The sequence below is a fragment of the Pseudoalteromonas simplex genome, assembly GCF_015278155.1.
In the GTDB taxonomy this organism is placed as follows: Bacteria; Pseudomonadota; Gammaproteobacteria; order Enterobacterales; family Alteromonadaceae; genus Pseudoalteromonas; species Pseudoalteromonas simplex.
This window is the reverse complement of sequence record NZ_JADILN010000002.1, coordinates 315,256-334,934: the sequence shown is the minus strand read 5'-3', so window position 1 is coordinate 334,934 and position 19,679 is coordinate 315,256. Positions and strand designations below refer to the sequence as shown.

The following is a 19,679-nucleotide window of genomic DNA, read 5'->3' as shown; positions in this document are numbered from 1 at the left end:
GGATTTTTATACAGAAAAATTCGATAAATAATTAAATTAATTCGTTAAGAAATGAATAAAAAAATGATTATTTTCGGACTGATTTTAGGTTAATATTAGGTAAATAATAAAACAAAGTTTGAAATAGCTAACTAGGGAGAGGTCAATGCCTTTATTTCGATGGCTAAGTGTAATAGTTTTCAGCTCATTATTAGCTGCATGTGGTGGCGGTGGCTCACTGGAAAGTGATGGTGGTTCGCTTGATGGTGGGGATGATTCAACAGCTGAAGCTAGTTATGAAATTGCAGTACAAGGTTTTTCGCTGTCATCTGGTGAACAAGATAATCAGGTAACAGCTGACTCTCCGTTAACAATATCTGCTACATTAACAAATAATGATGAAGCTGTTGCTGGGGTTGTGATTAACTTTAGTTTAAACGGCGATATTGGTCTTTTAGATCCAGTATCTGGAACTGATCTAACAGATAGCAATGGTGTTGCTTCAATTAAACTTACGGCAGGTGATACTGCTGGCGCTGGTATAGTAACTGCTACCTACGCTCTTGATGGAGATACCTACAGCGACACATTTGGTTTCACATCGGATGGTTCAGAATCAGATGATTCAAGTGTGAGCGGCAGCGTCACATTAAACCTCACTATTACAGACACTTCTGGAGCACCGTTTACTGTTGATAACCCTGTAAGCAAAGATAATAAAGGTACAGTCACAGCAACTTTGCTTGATGAAGAGACGCCCCTTGCAGGTCAACTTATTTCATTTAGCACTAATTTTACAGGTAAAATTACGCCTGTTTTAGGAACCGCTCTAACAGATTCAAATGGTGAAGCTTCTGTAACACTGAGCAGTGGTGATGCGAAAGGGGCAGGTCAAGTTGTAGCAACCTATACAGATGAAAGCGGTAATGCAGTCACTAAAATTGCTGGCTTTATTTCTAATGGTGATGAAGCCCCTGATGATGCTATACAGTATTCGGTTACAGCTTCTCTTTTAACTGGTTGTGTCCCTTCTTGGGATGACAATAGAAGTAACGTAAAACTAGACCCGACCTCAATAGCATCAGGCTGTAGCATAACTAACTCGGTATCGAGTGCTGAACTTGCTGATTTATTTATTGAAGTAACGAATCAGCAAAGTGGTGACGCTGTTGCTAATGCACTAGTCGAAGTAACAACTGATCTAGGGACAGTCCTTCCATCATCAGGTCGAGCGTTGACTGATAGCTTTGGTGTTGCACTATTGAAAATCCAACCTGGTAACACTGGCGGTGCAGGAACAATTACAGTATCTGCTTTAGATGAACAAATTAGCACTAACTTTGCAGTAGGTATCGCAGATTTAATTCTAGAAGTGGACAACGGCCTAAATGTTGACTCAAATGGTGATGTAATTCCTCTTAAAGCTGGAGGAAGTACAATTATTGAGGTCACTTTAAAGGACGAAGAAGGGAATTTATATACCACACCAACAGATGTAGAATTTAGTTCAACATGTGTTGATAACAATAATTCAAGTATTGATGCCTCTGTAAAATCATCAAGCGGTATAGCTAGTTCTACCTATAGAGCCAATGGTTGCGGAATTGATGATGTTGTTAATATTACAGTCGAAACGGGCGGAAAGAACTTTACTGCTTCAACGATCATCCCTGTTGAAGTTTCAGCAGTACAATCAATTCAGTTTATCGACGTCTCAGAACCGGTAATTGCTCTTCCTCCAGGTGAAGGTGGCTTACCTACACAGTCTGTCGTTCGCTTTAGATTATTAGATGCCGACGGCATTGTATCGCCACAGCAGCGAATTGACTTTAAGTTAACAGACTCAACTGGTTTAGCTGGTTTGACTCAACGTACAGCGAATACAGACAATGATGGTGTTGTGCAAACTACGGTCACTTCAGGTATTGTGCCTGGTCCTCTTGTAGTTAAGGCTTGTTTTGTTTCAAAAACAGATGTTGCTGCATTACCAGAAGGTGATGATTTATCATGTTGGACAGATGAGGTGCAGTTGTGTGCAGATGAACCAACAAATGACATTTGTCCTGAAGGAACGCTTCACCTCGTACCACTAGCAGAGCAAATCAATGCAGTATCATCGCAACTTGCATTATATTCAGGCATTACGGATCAAAATAGTTTCGATTTAAGCCCTCAAGTTTTTAACCCTAATGCACTGAATTACAATGGAATTACTAATAGTCTTACGGTTTATTTTGGTGACCAATTTAATCAATTTAATAGTAATGGTGTCGAATCAACAGTTTTGACAGAATCAGGCGTTGTAGGTCCACAAAGTAATGAAGCGGTGTGTCGTACTACTGACGCGTCATGTGTAGTAACGTGGCGTTCACAAGGTGAGCGACCGTTCTATGATTACAAGTGGGGTAATAGAATTGGTGAAATCGATGGTAACTCTGCAACTACCGAAGGTATAAACCCTAAGACGGGTGATGTTAACTGCGATCCTTATTTTGAAACTGCAGCGCCTTGTATCGGGACATTAGTTCGCGCTAAAAACGATCCTAATGGTGTTATACGAGGCGGAAGAACAAGTATTATTGCTGTTGCAAAAGGTCAAGAAAGCTTTGTCGATGAAGAGTCATCAGATGGCATAACTAGGCGCAATGGTTTATTCGATATTGGCGAATACTACACATTATATGACTTACCAGAAGCGTTTAATGATCATAATGAAAATAGCACTTTTGACAAGGCGAACTGCAGTGATGCAGATAGTGATAGTTACGATCCGAACACAGATCAATGTTCTGAATTAAACTCGCGTGGTGGTCATAACGAAACATGGCGTGACCTTAATAATAACGGAATTTATGACGGTGCAGATGGTTTGTATAATGGCTTATTGTGTAGTGAAGCTGCCTTTAATGCAGGCCAGTGTACCCGTGATTTAATTGAAGTTCGTAAGCAAATTGAAGTTGTCATGTCTGGTGATGATCCATATGTTCGCTTTGCTGTATTAAAATCCAATGAAGTAGTATCTGCTCCATATGAGGTTTTAGTGCCTGCTGATTGTTCGAGCACAATAGCTGGTGTATTTGAGGTATCTGATAATGCGTTGTGGTGCGATGTCGCCTCTATTGATTTATCTGAAGTATCTCGTGCCAACCCAGACTATGATGCAACAGACCCCAATGAAACAGATCCTGAGACCTTAGAAGTGGGTTTATCTAGTATCAATGTACGTATTTTTTACAGTGATGAGTTTGGTAATCCACTTCCTGCTGGAACTGAAGTGTCGCTAACAGCCGATAATGGAGATTTTTCTATTATTGAGCATGAGGAAACGATTCCGAGCACAAATCGTGACTCAACAATGTATTCTGATGTTCGAATTGCTAGGGAGTCTGATGGTAACCAAGATCAAGATGGTGTACTAACTATAACTTTCCAATTTGAAAATCAGCTTGGCGGAACTAAAACGGTGAGCCGCTCGATTTCAATAATCGATGATAAATAAAGTTAAATCTTAAAAAATGCCAACCAGAAGGTTGGCATTTTTGTTGCTGTTCTATATATTCCCCTTGAAATTACCTTAAAACACCACATTGACTAAATTAGCAACAAAAATTGTTTAATTATTCAGTCAATGAAGAAAAGTTTCTATTAAAAGCTTGTAACAATTGGTGTTTGTAGATATACCTATAAATATTCGTGCTCCAATGATAAAAATCATACTTATTTGTTTAATGTGATTGATATACATTTATAAGGGCAAAAAACTTTTAAAATACTCGGTCAGAAATAGGCAACTATGGGCAAATCACTTGTAATTGTAGAGTCTCCTGCAAAGGCAAAAACAATTAATAAATACTTAGGTAACGATTTCATCGTAAAGTCCAGTGTTGGGCATGTGCGTGATCTACCAACTTCAGGTTCAGGCAAAACAAAAACTGCAGCGACGAAAACCCCTGCTGAAGTTCGAAAAATGTCACCAGAAGAAAAAGCTGCCTATAAAAAGCAACGCGACTATAAAAATTTAGTTGCTCGTATGGGTATTGACCCTGAAAAAGGCTGGGAGCCACATTACGAAGTCTTACCGGGCAAAGAGAAAGTTGTTCAAGAATTAAAGAAACTTGCTGAAAACGCCGATAAAATCTATCTCGCAACCGATTTGGATAGAGAAGGGGAAGCGATTGCATGGCACCTCGAACAAATTATTGGTGGCGAGCCTGAAAAATATAAGCGAGTTGTTTTTAACGAAATTACTAAAAATGCAATTCAACAGGCATTTGAAACACCCGGTGAACTAAACACTGACATGGTTTATGCGCAACAAGCGCGTCGTTTTCTTGACCGCGTCGTGGGTTTTATGGTGTCGCCATTACTGTGGGCTAAAGTAGCACGTGGCTTATCAGCCGGTCGTGTGCAATCTGTTGCAGTACGTTTACTTGTTGAACGTGAACGCGAAATCAAAGCATTTATTCCTGAAGAGTTTTGGGATATCCACGCTGATGTTAAAAATACAGAAGCTGCTTTACGCTTAGAAGTTACTAAACACGCTGACAAGCCTTTTAAGCCAGTTAATGAAGAGCAGGCGATGTCTGCTGTTAGTGAACTCGAAAAAGCTGACTACAAAGTCATTAGCGTTGAAGAAAAGCCTAGCAAGAGTAAACCGAGCGCACCTTTTATTACTTCAACCATGCAACAGGCTGCCAGTACGCGCTTAGGTTATGGTGTTAAGAAAACCATGATGCTTGCTCAACGCTTATATGAAGCGGGTCACATTACCTATATGCGTACCGACTCAACTAACTTATCGAAAGATGCAGTTGAAATGTGTCGTGATTACGTGACAGAGCAATTTGGTGAAAAATATTTACCGAAAGCACCGATTAGTTATAGCTCTAAAGGCAATGCACAAGAGGCACACGAAGCGATCCGTCCTTCTAGTGTTACCGTACTATCTGGTCATTTAGACGGTGTTGAAGCAGATGCTAAAAAACTTTACGAATTAATTTGGCGCCAGTTTGTTGCCTGTCAAATGGTTCCTGCAGAATACGATTTAACAACCTTAACAGTGGGTGCTGGCGAATATCAGTTAAAAGCTAAAGGTCGCGTTCTTCGCTTTGATGGTTGGACAAAAGTTCAACCGGCTGTTCGTAAAAAGAATGAAGAAGATCAATCACTGCCAGCAGTTAAAGAAGGTGATGTTTTAACGCTTGTTGAGCTAGAGCCTAAACAACATTTTACAAAGCCACCTGCACGCTTTAGTGAAGCGAGCCTAGTTAAAGAATTAGAAAAGCGTGGCATTGGTCGTCCATCTACGTATGCATCTATCATCTCTACGATTCAAGATCGTGGTTATGTGCGTGTTGAAAATCGCCGCTTCTTCGCTGAAAAAATGGGCGAGATAGTTACAGACCGCTTAGTTGAGAACTTCGAAGATCTGATGAACTTTGACTTTACCGCTAAGATGGAAGGCCGTCTCGATGATATCGCAGAGGGCGAACGTGTTTGGACACAAGTACTTGATAGATTTTACGCAGACTTTTCAACACAGCTTGAAATTGCCTCAGGTGACGAAGAGCAGGGTGGCATGCGTCAAAACCAAATGGTCGAAACTGATATTGATTGCCCTACGTGTGGTCGTAAGATGGGGATTCGTACTGCATCAACGGGTGTATTTTTAGGTTGTACTGGTTACAACTTGCCACCTAAAGAGCGCTGTACTACAACCATGAATTTGGTATCAGGCGATGAAGCTATTGCTGCGGATGTCGAAGACGTAGAAACTGAATCTCTAATGCAAATGAAGCGTTGCCCAATTTGTGAAACGGCAATGGATTCATACTTAATTGACGAAACACGTAAGTTACATGTGTGTGGTAACAACCCGGCATGTAAGGGTTATATCGTTGAGCAAGGCACCTTTAAAATTAAAGGCTACGACGGCCCTATTATCGAATGTGATAAATGTGGCTCAGACATGCAGTTAAAATCTGGTCGTTTTGGTAAGTACTTCGGTTGTAGTAATGAAGAGTGTAAAAATACACGTAAGTTACTCAAAAATGGTGAAGCTGCGCCACCAAAAGAAGATCCAGTTCACTTACCTGAACTTGAATGTGAAAAGTCAGAAGCTTATTTTGTACTGCGTGATGGTGCGTCAGGTATTTTCTTAGCGGCTAATACTTTCCCTAAATCACGTGAAACGCGTGCGCCTAAAGTGGAAGAATTAAAGCGTTTTAGAGATCGTATTTCTGAAAAGTTTTATTACCTTGCTGACGCACCTACACAAGATCCTGATGGAAATCCTTCAGTCGTTCGCTACAGCCGCAAAAATAAAGAGCAGTATGTAATGAGTGAAGTAGATGGCAAAGCCACAGGTTGGACCGCCCACTACCAAAATGGTAAATGGGTAGAAGAAAGTAAAAAGAAAGCGCCTGCTAAGAAAAAAACAGCAGCCAAAAAATAAATCGCCAGATTATATAATCGAAGTCGCGGCGTAATGTCGCGCAAACTTATTGTTAATTTGAGATGCAAATAAAAAACCGGAACGCACATCATTGTGTCATTCCGGTTTTTTCATATTCTAAGTAAACGTAAAATTAGATTTGTACGTCTTTTACTTTTTTATAGCCTTCAGCTTCAAGCTCATCGTTTACACATTTTAATACGTATGGCTTTAATTCTTCGTTGCTGATGTCATCATCTTTTGCCCAGTTTAAACACATTTCAGTGTATTCTTTGATCATTTCAGCTGATGCTTCAGGTGCTTCGTTAGCGATTGCATTCGTTGCTGACACGCTTAAAACAGGTGCCAAAATTAGTGCTAGCAATGCTTTTTTCATTTAATTATTCCTAATCAAAAAATTAATTATCACTGGCTAAATGCACAGTAATGGTGCGCAATGTGTATGTCACTTTGCTTGAGTGAATTTATAAACTAAATTTCAAAAAAAGATAACGAAATTTTTTTATCGTAAAGATAAGCAAAAAATAACCACTATTTTGCCTCTAATGCTGGTAATCGTAAGGTCAAAACACGTATTATCGCGCTAATTTTAAAAGAAAAGTGAACTAACTTATGTCTGAACAAGGGACTCATTCAAAAACAAAGAAAGTACCAACCAAACTAGAACAAGTTGTAGAGAGTTTTATTTTTCGCTCGCGTTGGTTACTAGCGCCATTCTTTATTGGCTTATTAGTCGCTGTGGTATTACTGCTGCTAAAGTTCTTTAAATATTTATACAGCATGGCTTTAAATACGTTCACTGCGTCAAACCAAGAGCTTTTGGTAGGTATTTTGACTTTAGTTGACACTGCGCTACTAGCTGGGCTTTTGCTTATTATTATTTTTAGTGGTTATGAAAACTTTGTTTCAAAATTAAATATAGAAAACCATGAAGATAGACCAGTTTGGATGGGCAAGGTTGGTTTCTCTGGCCTTAAGATGAAGTTGATTAGTGCAATTGTTGCAATCTCGGCTGTGGAGCTTTTAAAGGTATTTATTAGCTCAAACAACCATTCAACAGATGAGTTACTCTGGAAGGTGTTAATTCATGTCACGTTTGTGGTGTCGGGGGTGTTGTTTGCTCTTACAGATTACATTAATAGTAAAACCATGAACCACTAATACCATGATCAGAAATAAAAAAGCCCTGCAATTGCAGGGCTTGGTGTTTAACAACTGATTATTAATTCAGGGTTGCGTAAAAGCAACCAAACCCGGGCAGAGTGACTGTATTATTGTTTAATTCAGCTGTGTGATGAGAGATCTCTGTATGCTGTGAAGACACAGAACCAGAGATTGTCAGTTCGCTACTTTTTGCACCTAAGTTGAATGCACAAAGCATTTTAGTGTCGTTAAGCGTTCTATAAAAAGCAAGCACAGGCTCTTGTGTTTCGATAAATTCAATGTCGCCTTCAAGCAGTACGTTCTTATCTTTACGCCATGCCATAAATTCACGATACGCATTCAAAATTGAATCTTTATCTTGATCTTGCGTGTTTACCGCAACTGATTTGTGTGCATTGCCTACAGGTAACCAAGGTTTTACTGTAGAGAAACCAGCTTGCTCAGCATCTGCTGCATCCCATGGCATTGGTGTACGACAACCATCACGGCCTTTAAAGTTTGGCCAGAATGTAATGCCGTATGGGTCTTGTAAGTCTTCAAATGCGACTTCAGCTTCACCTAAACCAAGCTCTTCACCTTGGTACATACACACGCTGCCACGTAAAGACGCTAACAGGGCAGTAAGCATTTTACATTGCTGCGGATTGATAATGTTATCTTTACTCCAGCGGCTAGCAACGCGTTCTACATCATGGTTACTAAATGCCCAACATGGCCAGCCTTCGGTCATACGCTGCTCAAGAGTACTCACTGTTGTACGAATATATTCAGCGCTATAGTCGTTAGTAAGTAGCTCAAAGCTATAACCCATGTGAAGTTTGTCACCACCTGATGTGTATTCAGCCATGGTTGCGAGTGAATCTTCAGATGAGATTTCGCCTAATGCAACGGTACCAGGGTACTTGTTTAGTAGGGCACGAATGTCCTGCATAAAAGTCAGGTTTTCAGGTTGTGTATTATTGTAGTAGTGATATTGGAAAGCGTACGGGTTGTCTTCGCTAAAACCACGACCTTGACGTTTTTCTGGTGGCTTAGCCGGGTTGTCACGTAATTGCGCATCGTGATAGCAAAAGTTAATTGCATCTAAGCGGAAACCATCAACGCCTTTCTTCAGCCAAAACTCAACATTGTCTAATACTGCTTTGCGTACTTCAGGGTTATGGAAGTTTAAATCAGGTTGTTCAGTCAAAAAGTTATGTAAATAATATTGACCACGACGCGGTTCCCACTGCCATGCAGGACCACCAAAAATAGATAACCAGTTATTTGGTTGTGTACCGTCAGGTTTGGCATCTGCCCACACGTACCAATCTGCTTTATCGTTGATCTTATCTTCACGGCTATCAAGGAACCATTGATGTTGATCTGAGGTATGGCTCAATACCTGATCAATAATGATCTTAATATCACGTTGGTGAGCTTGTGCAATGAGTTCATCAAAATCATCAAGGTTACCAAACAATGGGTCGATATCACGATAGTCACTGATGTCATAACCAAAGTCTTTCATTGGTGATTTAAAGAAAGGTGAAACCCAAATAGCATCAACACCTAGGCTTTTAATATAATCAATGCGATCAATGATACCTTTGATATCACCAATGCCATCGCCATTGGTGTCTTGGAAACTGCGCGGATACACTTGATAAATAACCGCACCTTTATACCACTGCTTTTGAGCCATGTTTTTCTCCATCGTGACACTCAGAGTGTGTAAACTATAAGGCAACCATTAGTCGTATATGTTGCCGGAATGTCAAAAGCATACGTGAAGGGTGTGATACTGTAAAAACTCTGCATACGTATGCACGCCAAATTCACCTCTGTCCTCAGTAAAACTTATTAACTTGATTTAAAATTGAGCAGCATAAATTTAGCGCCGTAAAATTTACCAATTAGTAAAGTAATTGTCTTATTCCAACTCAAAACGCCAGCGTGGTGCATAATATAGCTGGCTTACACCAGAATGGTGCAATGTGATTATTGGTAAGACCAATTATCATTGTTCCATGTGCGTTCCTATTATTATTGCGTTAAGTCACCATTTAAGCGGGATAAATGTCCTAGCACCTATTTCTGTAACCAAATTGGGGGCGAAAATATAGCGAAAATGTTTCATTACTATTAATTTACACAGTAAAATTGATAAATCATTTATATTCAATCGGTTATGGGGTGTGTTTGTAAAGATGGTGTTAATATTTGTAATGATGAGCTACGCTGAATACGTATGCATAAATTTGTTAAGAAAATAACCAGGGCGTTAATATTCAATTCGACAACAAAATCAGTCAGCGAATAACAGCTATTATGTTCATGAATAACTGCAACACGTTGACATTACAATTTGGGTAATGGGAAAACATCATGTCTATGTTCAAACCAAGTATATTAACTCTGGCTTTAACAGCCGCAGGTTTAAATAGCTTTGTAGTGTATGCTGCAGAAGAAGACCAAAAAACAAAAAACGACAACGTTGAAGTTATCGAAGTAAAAGGTTTTCGTGGCAGTGTTGTAGAATCTATTAATACTAAACGCTTCACTCCTGAAGTTGTTGAATCAATCTCAGCTGAAGATATCGGTAAATTACCTGATTCATCAATTGCAGAATCAATTGCACGCCTTCCTGGTTTAACAGCACAACGTCTAGACGGTCGCGCTAGTCGTGTTAGCGTTCGTGGTTTCAGTGAAGACGAAAGTGCAACAACATTCAACGGTCGTGAGCAAGTTTCAATCGGCGACAACCGTGGCGTTGAATTTGACCTTTACCCATCAGAAATTATGAGCGGTGTAACGGTATACAAAACCCCAAGCGCAAGCATCGAAGCAGAAGGCATTGCAGGCGTTATCGACATGCAAACAATTAAGCCTTTAAGTAAAGGTGAACAAGTTATCATGTTTAACGGCCAATACGAGCAAACGGGTTTTGATAAATTAAACCCAGACGGTGACGATAAAGGGTTTCGCGGCACGGTTTCGTACATTGATCAATTTGCTGATGACACCATCGGTGTTGCTTTTGCATACAACACGATGAGTTCTCCAAACCAAGAGAAACGTTGGAACGCATGGGGCTACCCAGAGTTTACTGCTGATGACGGTAATACGTACTCAATTTTAGGCGGTGCAAAACCGTATGTTCGTTCATCTACTTTGGAGCGTGACTCAGCAATGCTAGTTGTTGAGGCATCGCCAAACGACCGTTTGAATATGACATTTGATGCGCTGTATATTGACTTTACAGATAAACAAATCTTACGTGGCATTGAAATACCATTTGCATGGGGTCAAGGTTCAATTGACCCAAGTTCAGTCGTTGTTGATGCTGAAAGTGGTTTTATCACAAGTGCAGTAACAGAAGGCCAACGTGTTGTTGTTCGTAATGATTACCAAGAGCGTGATGCAGATTTAACTCAGTTTGGCTTTAACGCAAAGTACGATATCAACGATGACTGGTCTATTGAATTTGACGCAAGTCGTTCTGAGGTTGAGCGTAAATTATGGAGTGTTGAAAGCTATTCTGGCACAGGTCGTGGTAACGATAGAGGTGTTGCAGATAATCTTGGCTATGAACTTGATGGCGGTAATACAGGTGCACAATTCAGTCACAACCTTGATTACAGCGATTATGATTTAATCCAGCTTGGCGGCCCATTATCTTGGGGTGCAAGTCTTCCGCTTAATTTAAAGTATGGTTTAGTAAATGAAATTGGAGATGATATTTCTGGCTACAAAGACCAAGCACAAGACGGTTTTATTAATGCACCTGAAATTAATGATGAATTAAGCACATTGAAACTTGCGGCTAGCAAAGTGCTTGATAACGCTTACATCAGTCGAGTGTCATTTGGTATGTCTTATCGTGACCGTGAGAAAACTAAATTTTCTGAAGGTTACTTTATGACACTTGCTGGTTTCTCACTTGATAACCCAGGGATGATGGTTGTACCTGAGCAATATCGTTTAGGAACGGCTAGCCTAGATTTCATTGGTATGGGTGATATGATCGCCTATGACACTAACGCGCTGATCAAAGATGGTTACTACGACCTTTTCCAAGAAAGTTTAAATGATGAAAAACACAAGACACAGTCTTGGACAGTTCAGGAAGAAGTGACAGCATTCTTTGCTCAAGCTGACATTAATGCAGAGCTAGGCTCTATCCCTGTAACAGGTAACGTTGGTGTGCGTTATGTAAGAACAGAACAGTCATCTCAAGGATTTGCGTCAAGTGGCGCTACAGGCGAGGTTGTCGTATCGCCAACAGACATCAGCCATGATTATAGCCACTTCTTACCTAGCCTGAACTTATCGTTTGCCATTGATGAAGAACAAACAGTACGTTTTGGTGCTGCGAAAACGATTTCACGAGCTCGATTAGATGAAATGAATGCATCTTTAAGTGCTAGTTATGGGCAAGTTCCAGATGAGAATGGTAACTACTGGAGTGTATCGGGTGGTAATCCTACGCTAGAACCAAAAGAAGCAGTTGGTTTTGATTTAAGCTACGAAAATTACTTCCATGAAGAAGGTTATTTTGCTGCTGCATTTTTCTATAAGGACATTAAGCAGTGGATCTTTGACGGAACTTATGAAATCGACATGAGCGGTGTGGCCGACCCATCAACTGGTGAAATCCCAGCAACTTCAACAGGCACGGGCTCTGGTAAAGTCAATGGTGGTGGCGGTGATCTGTGGGGCTATGAGTTATCACTTGCATTACCATTCTCTATCTTTAGTGAATCACTGGAAGGTTTTGGTTTAATCGCTAGTCATACAGGTGTTGAGCAAGATATTACAGACCAAAATGGTAATGAGTTTGAGCTACCAGGTTTATCAGAACAAATTGATAGCTTAACAGTTTACTTTGAGCGTAACGGTTTCCAAGCGCGTACAAGCATGCGTAAACGTAGCGACTTTAAAGGTAATATTAATGGACTTGGTCTTGCTGCGACTCAGGTTGATATCGAAGGCGAAACAATTTGGGATGCTCAAGTTGGTTACGACTTTAGCGAAGGTGGTGTAGAAAGCCTTGACGGTTTATCTGTCACTTTCCAAGTTCAGAATATCACAGAAGAGCCGTTCACAACTTTATCAGGTGATAACTCACTTCAAGTACGTGACTACCAAGACTACGGTCGTACATTCCTGTTAGGCTTCAGCTACAAGCTGTAATTAGCTAAAACAGCGATAGAAAATTGCCCTTGTGATTTGTTTTACAAGGGCTTTTTTATATCAGTGAGCTACACTCAATGAATAGAAATTGGCGTTAGGTGTACTATGGAAACAAAAAAAATAACCAAGGTCGTGATTGCCGGTGGTGGCACAGCAGGGTGGATAACCGCTGCATTACTTAATAAAGTACTGGGCAAAGTAATTGATATCACGCTGGTAGAGTCAGCAGAGATTGGCACTGTTGGTGTAGGCGAAGCAAGCATCCCACCTATTTTGCATCTAAATGGTGCGCTAGGCATTTCTGAAAAAGAATTTATTAAGGCTACTGGTGCCACGATTAAGCTTGGTATTGAGTTTGAAAATTGGCGCAGCCAAGGCCACAGCTATATGCATGCCTTTGGTGAGATAGGTAAAGATTTTCCGTTTTGTGAGTTTTATCATTTTTGGCTAAAAGCAAATCAAACACAAAACGCGCCTGACTTTTGGGATTTTTCACTTAACTACCAAGCAGCAAAAGCGCATAAATTTGCTCACCTTAAGCACATTCCTAACACTCAGTTGGCGGGCTTACATTATGCCTATCATTTTGATGCCACTCGATACGGCGAATTCTTAAAAGAGTTGGCGCAATCACGGGGCGTTAAACGCATTGAAGGCAAAATTGAATCGGTTAATCAATGCCATCAAAGCGGGCATGTTCGTTCTTTGTTACTTAAAAATGGCGAGCAAATTGATGGCGACTTATTTATTGATTGCACCGGTTTGCGTGCTTTATTAATAGAGCAAACACTTAATACCGGCTTTGAAGATTGGTCGCATTGGTTACCGTGTGATAGCGCGATTGCGGTGCAAAGTGAATCAGCTTCGGATGCAATTCCTTATACACGTTCAATTGCAAGAGACTCAGGCTGGCAGTGGCAAATACCATTACAGCATCGAGTAGGCAACGGGCTTGTGTATTCTTCTCGTTTCTTATCAGACGAAGCGGCAAAACAACAGCTCTTGGATAATTTACCTGCCAAACCACTGACAGAGCCGCGTGTTATTAAGTTTAAAACAGGCCGCCGTTTAAAGCAGTGGCATAAAAATGTGGTATCGGTCGGCTTATCAAGCGGCTTTTTAGAGCCATTAGAATCGACCAGTATTCATTTAATTCAAAGTGCAGCCATTCGTTTAATTAAGTTTTTTCCTCATCAAGGTATTAAACAAAGCCTTGTAGATGAATTTAATCAACAAAGTAAAACAGAATTTGAGCGAATTCGTGATTTTATTATTCTTCATTACAAGCTTACTGAGCGTGATGACAGTGCGTTTTGGCGTTTTTGTAAAGGCATGGATATTCCATGCAGTCTCAGAAAGAAAATTGAGCTATTTAAAACCAGCGGCAAGCTAATTAGAGAAGACGATGAGCTCTTTGCCGAAATCGCATGGCAGCAAGTGATGATAGGGCAAGGGCTTATTGCAGAGGATCACCATCCTTTAACAGATGCGTTATCTGATGAGCAATTAAATGAGTTATTTAGCAATTTAAAAACCTTGATTAATAGCACTGTCGAGCAGTTGCCGACCCACAATCAATTCTTAGAAAAAGTACAAAATTAATTATGAAAAAAACACAAACATTTTTAGCGTTAACAACCGCATTTACACTTTTTAACTCAACAGCAAGTTTTGCAATTACTGCGTCACCAGAAAACTGGTGGGTAGGGATGCAAAACGACTCATTACAAGTCATGCTTTACGATAACAATATTGCTAACAAAGCGTGGCAAATGGTGCCTTACAAAGGCGTTGAGTTTAAAGGGGTGACAACAACAAATAACCCTAACTACGCGTTTTTAGATTTAACCATCAGCGATAATGCAAAGGCGGGAACACTGACTTTTAAAGCTGAAGACGGCACCACCTTTACTTACCCATTAAATGACCGTGATAAGCAAAGTGCCAATCGTCATGGCTTTACAAATAGAGACACGCTTTATTTAATAAACCCTGATCGCTTTGTAAATGGTGACCCAAGTAACGATAGTGTTGCAGGTATGCAGGAGGCTGCAAACCCAAGCTTTAAAGGTGGCCGACATGGCGGTGATATTCAAGGTGTTATCAATAGCCTAGATTACCTTGAGGACCTCGGTGTAACGCAACTTTGGTTAACACCGGTGCTTGAAAATGACATGCCAAGTTATTCTTATCATGGTTATGCTATTACTGATTTTTACAAAGTTGATCCGCGTATGGGCAGTAATGCGCTTTATAAAACCTTATCGGCAGAAGCGAAAGAGCATGGTATCGGCTTAGTGATGGACATGGTACTTAACCACTTTGGTTCATCGCATCAGTGGATGAGTGACATGCCAACGGCAGATTGGGTTAACTTTGATGGCAAGTTTGAAAACGGTAAAAATGCCACTAGTCACGCCAGACAAACAATTCAAGACCCTCATGCGAGCCAATACGACAAACGTCAATTTAATGATGGTTGGTTTGTTGAGACGATGCCTGATTTAAATCAGCGCCAGCCGTTACTATCAACGTATTTAATTCAAAATGCCATTTGGTGGATTGAATACGCCAACTTAAGCGGCATTCGTGTTGATACCTATTCATACTCAGATAAAGCATTTTTAGCCGATTGGACTAAAGCGATAATGACCGAATACCCAAACTTTAATATTGTTGGTGAAGAGTGGACAACCAACCCAGCAATTGCATCTTATTGGCAGCGTGGCAAAGTCAATCAAGATGGTTATACCTCTGAGTTACCAAGTGTAATGGACTTTTCATTACAAGAGGCGTTGATCCAAGCACTTAACGAAGAAGAAAGCTGGAATACAGGTTGGGTTAAAGTGTATCAATCGCTGGCGAATGACTTTTTGTATGCTGATACAGATAACATTTTAGTGTTTGCAGATAACCATGACATGAGCCGTGTTTACACTGAGCTGGGTCAAGACCTAGCAAAAACTAAATTAGCCATGACGCTGCTGTTAACAACTCGTGGTATTCCACAAATCTATTACGGTACTGAGCTGCTGCTCGATAACACACCTAGTAATGACCACGGTGATATTCGCATTGATTTCCCGGGTGGGTTTAAAGGTCAAAAAGCGAATGCCTTCACAGGTAAGGGGCTTTCAGCTGATCAGCAAGAGATGTTAGCTAGCATGAAAAAACTGCTTAAGCTTCGTCAAGAAAAACCAGCGTTAAGCGAAGGTCGTTTAATGCATTTTTCACCCAAGCAAGGCGTTTACAGCTATGTGAGAGAGCACAATGGCCAAACTGTATTGGTTGTTCTTAACAAAAACCAACAAGCTATTGATTGGGATTTAAGCTACATGCAAGAAGTGCTGAAAGGCAATAATAAAGGACGCGATTTAATCAGCGAAGAGCGTGTTGATCTTGCTGCGCCAATCCGCTTAAAAGCTATGCAAGCACGCTTAATCGAACTTGAATAATTGCAACTAATAGGCTGAATACGTATGCATTTACTGTCCGTATGCAGCCCTTAACATTAGTATGAACTGATATTTACAGAAAAATGAAGTAATGATGACAACATACAAACTAACTGCGTTAGTAGTGGCTTCGGTTTTAGGTTTAACTGCCTGTGGTAACGATGCGCCAGTACAGCAGAACACGCAACAGCAGCAATCAGAATCTAGCCAAGCAGCTATCTCTAAGCCTGTGGTTTACCAAGTATTCACTCGATTATTTGGTAACACTAACACCACCAATAAACCGTGGGGCACATTAGAAGAAAATGGGGTAGGTAAATTCGCTGATTTTAATGATGCAGCATTACAAGGCATTAAAGAGCTAGGAACAACACATGTTTGGTACACTGGTGTACCGCGTCATGCTTTAGTAACTGACTATACCGAATACGGTTTGTCTCAAGATGACCCTGATGTTGTAAAAGGCCGTGCAGGCTCGCCTTATGCAGTGAAAGACTATTACGATGTTAATCCTGATTTAGCAATTAACCCTGAGCGCCGCTTAGAAGAGTTTGTCGAGCTAATCAATCGCACTCATAAGCAGGGTATGAAAGTGGTTATTGATATTGTGCCAAACCACGTAGCGCGTAACTATGAGTCGGTTGCTAAGCCTGAAGGCGTAAAGGATTTTGGTGCTGAAGATGACACGACGAAAACCTATGCTCGCGATAATAACTTTTATTATGTAACAGGGCAGTCATTTCAAGTGCCAACAAGCGATAGCTACCAAGTGTTAGGTGGTAACCCGCATCCTCTTGCTGATAATCAATTTGCCGAAACCCCAGCAAAATGGACGGGTAATGGGGCCCGTGCCGCTAAACCCGACATCAATGATTGGTACGAAACAGTTAAAATCAATTACGGTGTGAAACCAGATGGTAGCTACGACTTCCCGACGCTACCGGATGATTACGCTGATAAAGATTACCGTGCGCACTACGCATTTTGGCAAGATAAAGACCTACCAAATAGCTGGTATAAATTCCGCGATATCGCGCTTTATTGGTTAGATAAAGGTGTTGATGGTTTCCGTTATGATATGGCCGAGATGGTGCCTGTTGAGTTTTGGAGCTTTTTAAATTCATCAATCAAGATGCAAAAAAGCGATGCCTTTATTTTGGCTGAGGTATATAACCCAACGCTTTACCGCCCATATATCCAACAAGGTAAGATGGATTACCTTTACGACAAAGTCGGTTTTTACGACACGGTTAAAGCTGTGATGCAAGGCAAGCAATCAGCGGATACTATTTTCGATATCCAAAGCCAAGTGGCGGATATTGAAGAGCATATGCTGCACTTCTTAGAAAACCATGATGAGCAACGTATTGCTAGCCCAGATTTCGCTGGTAGTAGTGAAAAAGGTAAGCCAGCGATGGTGGTATCTACATTGATGTCGCGCTCGCCAACATTACTTTATTTTGGTCAAGCTGTCGGTGAAGATGGCTCTGAGGACGGCGGTTTTGGCGACCCAACGCGTACCAGCATTTTCGATTATATGGGTGTACCTGCGCATCAAGCATGGATGAATAATGGTAAATTCGATGGCGGTGCGCTTTCAAAGCAGCAAGCTGATCTTCGCGCTTACTACACCAAGTTAATGTCGTTAAACACACTGCCTGCCATTGTTGGTGGTGACATGCAAGCGGTTGAATTGACAGGCTCAGAACAAGTCATTGCTTTTACGCGCAAGCTAGGTCAACAACTAGTGCTTGTAGTAAGTAACTTTTCAGAAAACCCACAAAATGTTGAGCTTACTCTTAACCAAACGTTGTTACCTAAGCTTAATCACAGTGGCTTAACGTTAATTGATAACCTAGAAAATCATGCCGACATTGTGATTTCTGAGGCAGCTACGAATGCGCCAATTCAACTACAGCTGAATGGCTTAAGCAGTGCAGTATTTACCTTAAAGGCTGACTATGAATAATAACAAACCAACGCTGAGCTTTTGGCAAATATGGAATATGTGTTTTGGATTCCTTGGTATCCAATTTGGCTTCGCATTACAAAACGGTAATGTAAGCCGTATTTTTCAAACTTTAGGTGCCAATGTTGATGATATTCCAATCCTTTGGGTTGCAGCTCCATTAACAGGTCTAATTGTACAACCGATCATCGGTTACTGGAGCGATAAAACTTGGAATAAGTTAGGTCGTCGTCGTCCGTTCTTTTTCTATGGGGCTATTTTAACGACGTTATCGTTATTCATCATGCCTAACTCACCAAGCCTTTGGATTGCGGCGGGTATGTTATGGATCATGGATGCGTCAATTAACGTGACTATGGAGCCATTCCGTGCTCTTGTAAGTGATAACCTACCGAAAAAACAACGTGCAACTGGTTATGCGATGCAAAGCTTCTTCATTGGTGTTGGTGCGGTTGTTGCGTCAGCATTACCTTGGATGATGACTAACTGGTTCGATATTGCTAATACGGCACCTGCTGGGCAAATTCCAGATTCTGTAAAATTTTCGTTTTACTTTGGTGCAGTAGTTTTATTAGTTGCTGTGTTTTGGACTGTCTTTACTACTAAAGAATATTCACCAGAAGAACTTGAAAGCTTTCATGAACAAGAGCAAAGCGATGACTCGAGTGATGTTCAAAGTGATGTAAACTTTAACAAAGGCGCTGCAATCTTTACGGTTCTTGGTCTAGTAGTACTTGGTATTGTAACGGGTCTATCGCTTGAAAAAGAGCTTTATTTACTCGCTGGTGGTTTGATTAGCTTTGGTGTTATTCAATTTATTGCTGGTGCTTTAAAGGCTAAAAACGCAACCAGTGGTGGCTTTTATCAAGTTGTGAATGATGTATTCACTATGCCAGAAACGATGAAACAATTGGCTTGGGTACAATTTTTTAGCTGGTTCTCATTGTTTGCAATGTGGATTTACACCACATCGGCAGTAACCAGTTTCCACTACGGCAGCAGTGATACAAGCTCTCTTGCTTACAATAACGGTGCGGATTGGGTTGGTGTATTATTTGCCGCTTACAATGGTTTTGCTGCCATTGCAGCACTGTGTATTCCGGTTATCGTTAAAAAAGTAGGGCTAAAAGTGGCTCACGCTATCAACCTAGTGCTAGGTGCATTGGGTCTGGTCAGCTTCATTATTATCAAAGATCCAAGTTTACTGATCTGGCCAATGATTGGAGTAGGGTTTGCTTGGGCGTCAATTCTATCTTTACCATACGCAATGTTAAGTACCTCAGTACCAAGTAAAAAAATGGGTGTGTACATGGGTATTTTTAACTTCTTTATTGTTATTCCGCAGCTTTTAGCGGCAAGCGTATTAGGCCTAATTTTACGTCACTTTTTTGATAATCAACCGATTTATGCGTTAGTGCTAGGTGCAGTGTCATTCGTACTAGCAGCGGTCGCTGTACTGCGCGTTAAGCAACAATAATAAGGA

10 protein-coding genes are annotated in these 19,679 nt (G+C 40.7%); 8 read left to right on the top strand and 2 right to left on the bottom strand.

The features are described from left to right. Positions 1-145 precede the first annotated feature (145 nt). Together IRQ78_RS05395 and topA are read left to right on the top strand one after the other, a co-directional pair. Positions 146-3,478, top strand: coding sequence for an Ig-like domain-containing protein (locus tag IRQ78_RS05395; protein WP_138600543.1), 3,333 nt, complete (start codon positions 146-148; stop codon positions 3,476-3,478). Positions 3,479-3,772: 294 nt separating this feature from the next. Next, positions 3,773-6,433, top strand: a complete 2,661-nt coding sequence (gene topA, locus IRQ78_RS05390) for a type I DNA topoisomerase (protein ID WP_194441556.1) — start codon at positions 3,773-3,775, stop codon at positions 6,431-6,433. Positions 6,434-6,566: 133 nt separating this feature from the next. Here topA and IRQ78_RS05385 read toward each other — a convergent pair whose 3' ends face one another. After that, on the bottom strand, positions 6,567-6,809 hold the full coding sequence (locus tag IRQ78_RS05385) for a hypothetical protein (protein ID WP_054551458.1): 243 nt from the start codon (positions 6,807-6,809) through the stop codon (positions 6,567-6,569). Between the two features lie 236 nt (positions 6,810-7,045). On the opposite strand from IRQ78_RS05385, the gene IRQ78_RS05380 reads away from it, so the two are divergent. Next, on the top strand, positions 7,046-7,594 hold the full coding sequence (locus IRQ78_RS05380) for a TIGR00645 family protein (protein WP_054551457.1): 549 nt from the start codon (positions 7,046-7,048) through the stop codon (positions 7,592-7,594). A gap of 61 nt (positions 7,595-7,655) precedes the next feature. Here IRQ78_RS05380 and IRQ78_RS05375 read toward each other — a convergent pair whose 3' ends face one another. After that, positions 7,656-9,281: an alpha-glucosidase family protein gene (locus IRQ78_RS05375; protein ID WP_194441555.1), complete on the bottom strand. Its 1,626-nt coding sequence runs from the start codon at positions 9,279-9,281 to the stop codon at positions 7,656-7,658. Positions 9,282-9,964: 683 nt separating this feature from the next. Here IRQ78_RS05375 and IRQ78_RS05370 point away from each other — a divergent pair. The 5 genes from IRQ78_RS05370 (at position 9,965) to IRQ78_RS05350 (ending at position 19,673) form a co-directional block, all read left to right on the top strand. Beyond that, complete coding sequence (locus IRQ78_RS05370) at positions 9,965-12,772, top strand: TonB-dependent receptor (protein WP_194441554.1); 2,808 nt, start codon at positions 9,965-9,967, stop codon at positions 12,770-12,772. Between the two features lie 105 nt (positions 12,773-12,877). Then, complete coding sequence (locus IRQ78_RS05365) at positions 12,878-14,374, top strand: tryptophan halogenase family protein (RefSeq protein WP_166340345.1); 1,497 nt, start codon at positions 12,878-12,880, stop codon at positions 14,372-14,374. A gap of 2 nt (positions 14,375-14,376) precedes the next feature. Continuing rightward, positions 14,377-16,227 (top strand): glycoside hydrolase family 13 protein, encoded by a 1,851-nt coding sequence (locus tag IRQ78_RS05360; RefSeq protein ID WP_194441553.1) that lies wholly within the window; start codon positions 14,377-14,379, stop codon positions 16,225-16,227. Between the two features lie 94 nt (positions 16,228-16,321). After that, positions 16,322-18,196: an alpha-amylase family glycosyl hydrolase gene (locus IRQ78_RS05355; protein WP_407681613.1), complete on the top strand. Its 1,875-nt coding sequence runs from the start codon at positions 16,322-16,324 to the stop codon at positions 18,194-18,196. After that, positions 18,189-19,673 (top strand): MFS transporter, encoded by a 1,485-nt coding sequence (locus tag IRQ78_RS05350; RefSeq protein WP_194441551.1) that lies wholly within the window; start codon positions 18,189-18,191, stop codon positions 19,671-19,673. Before IRQ78_RS05355 ends, IRQ78_RS05350 begins: the two co-directional genes overlap by 8 nt. The last annotated feature ends 6 nt before the right edge of the window (positions 19,674-19,679 follow it).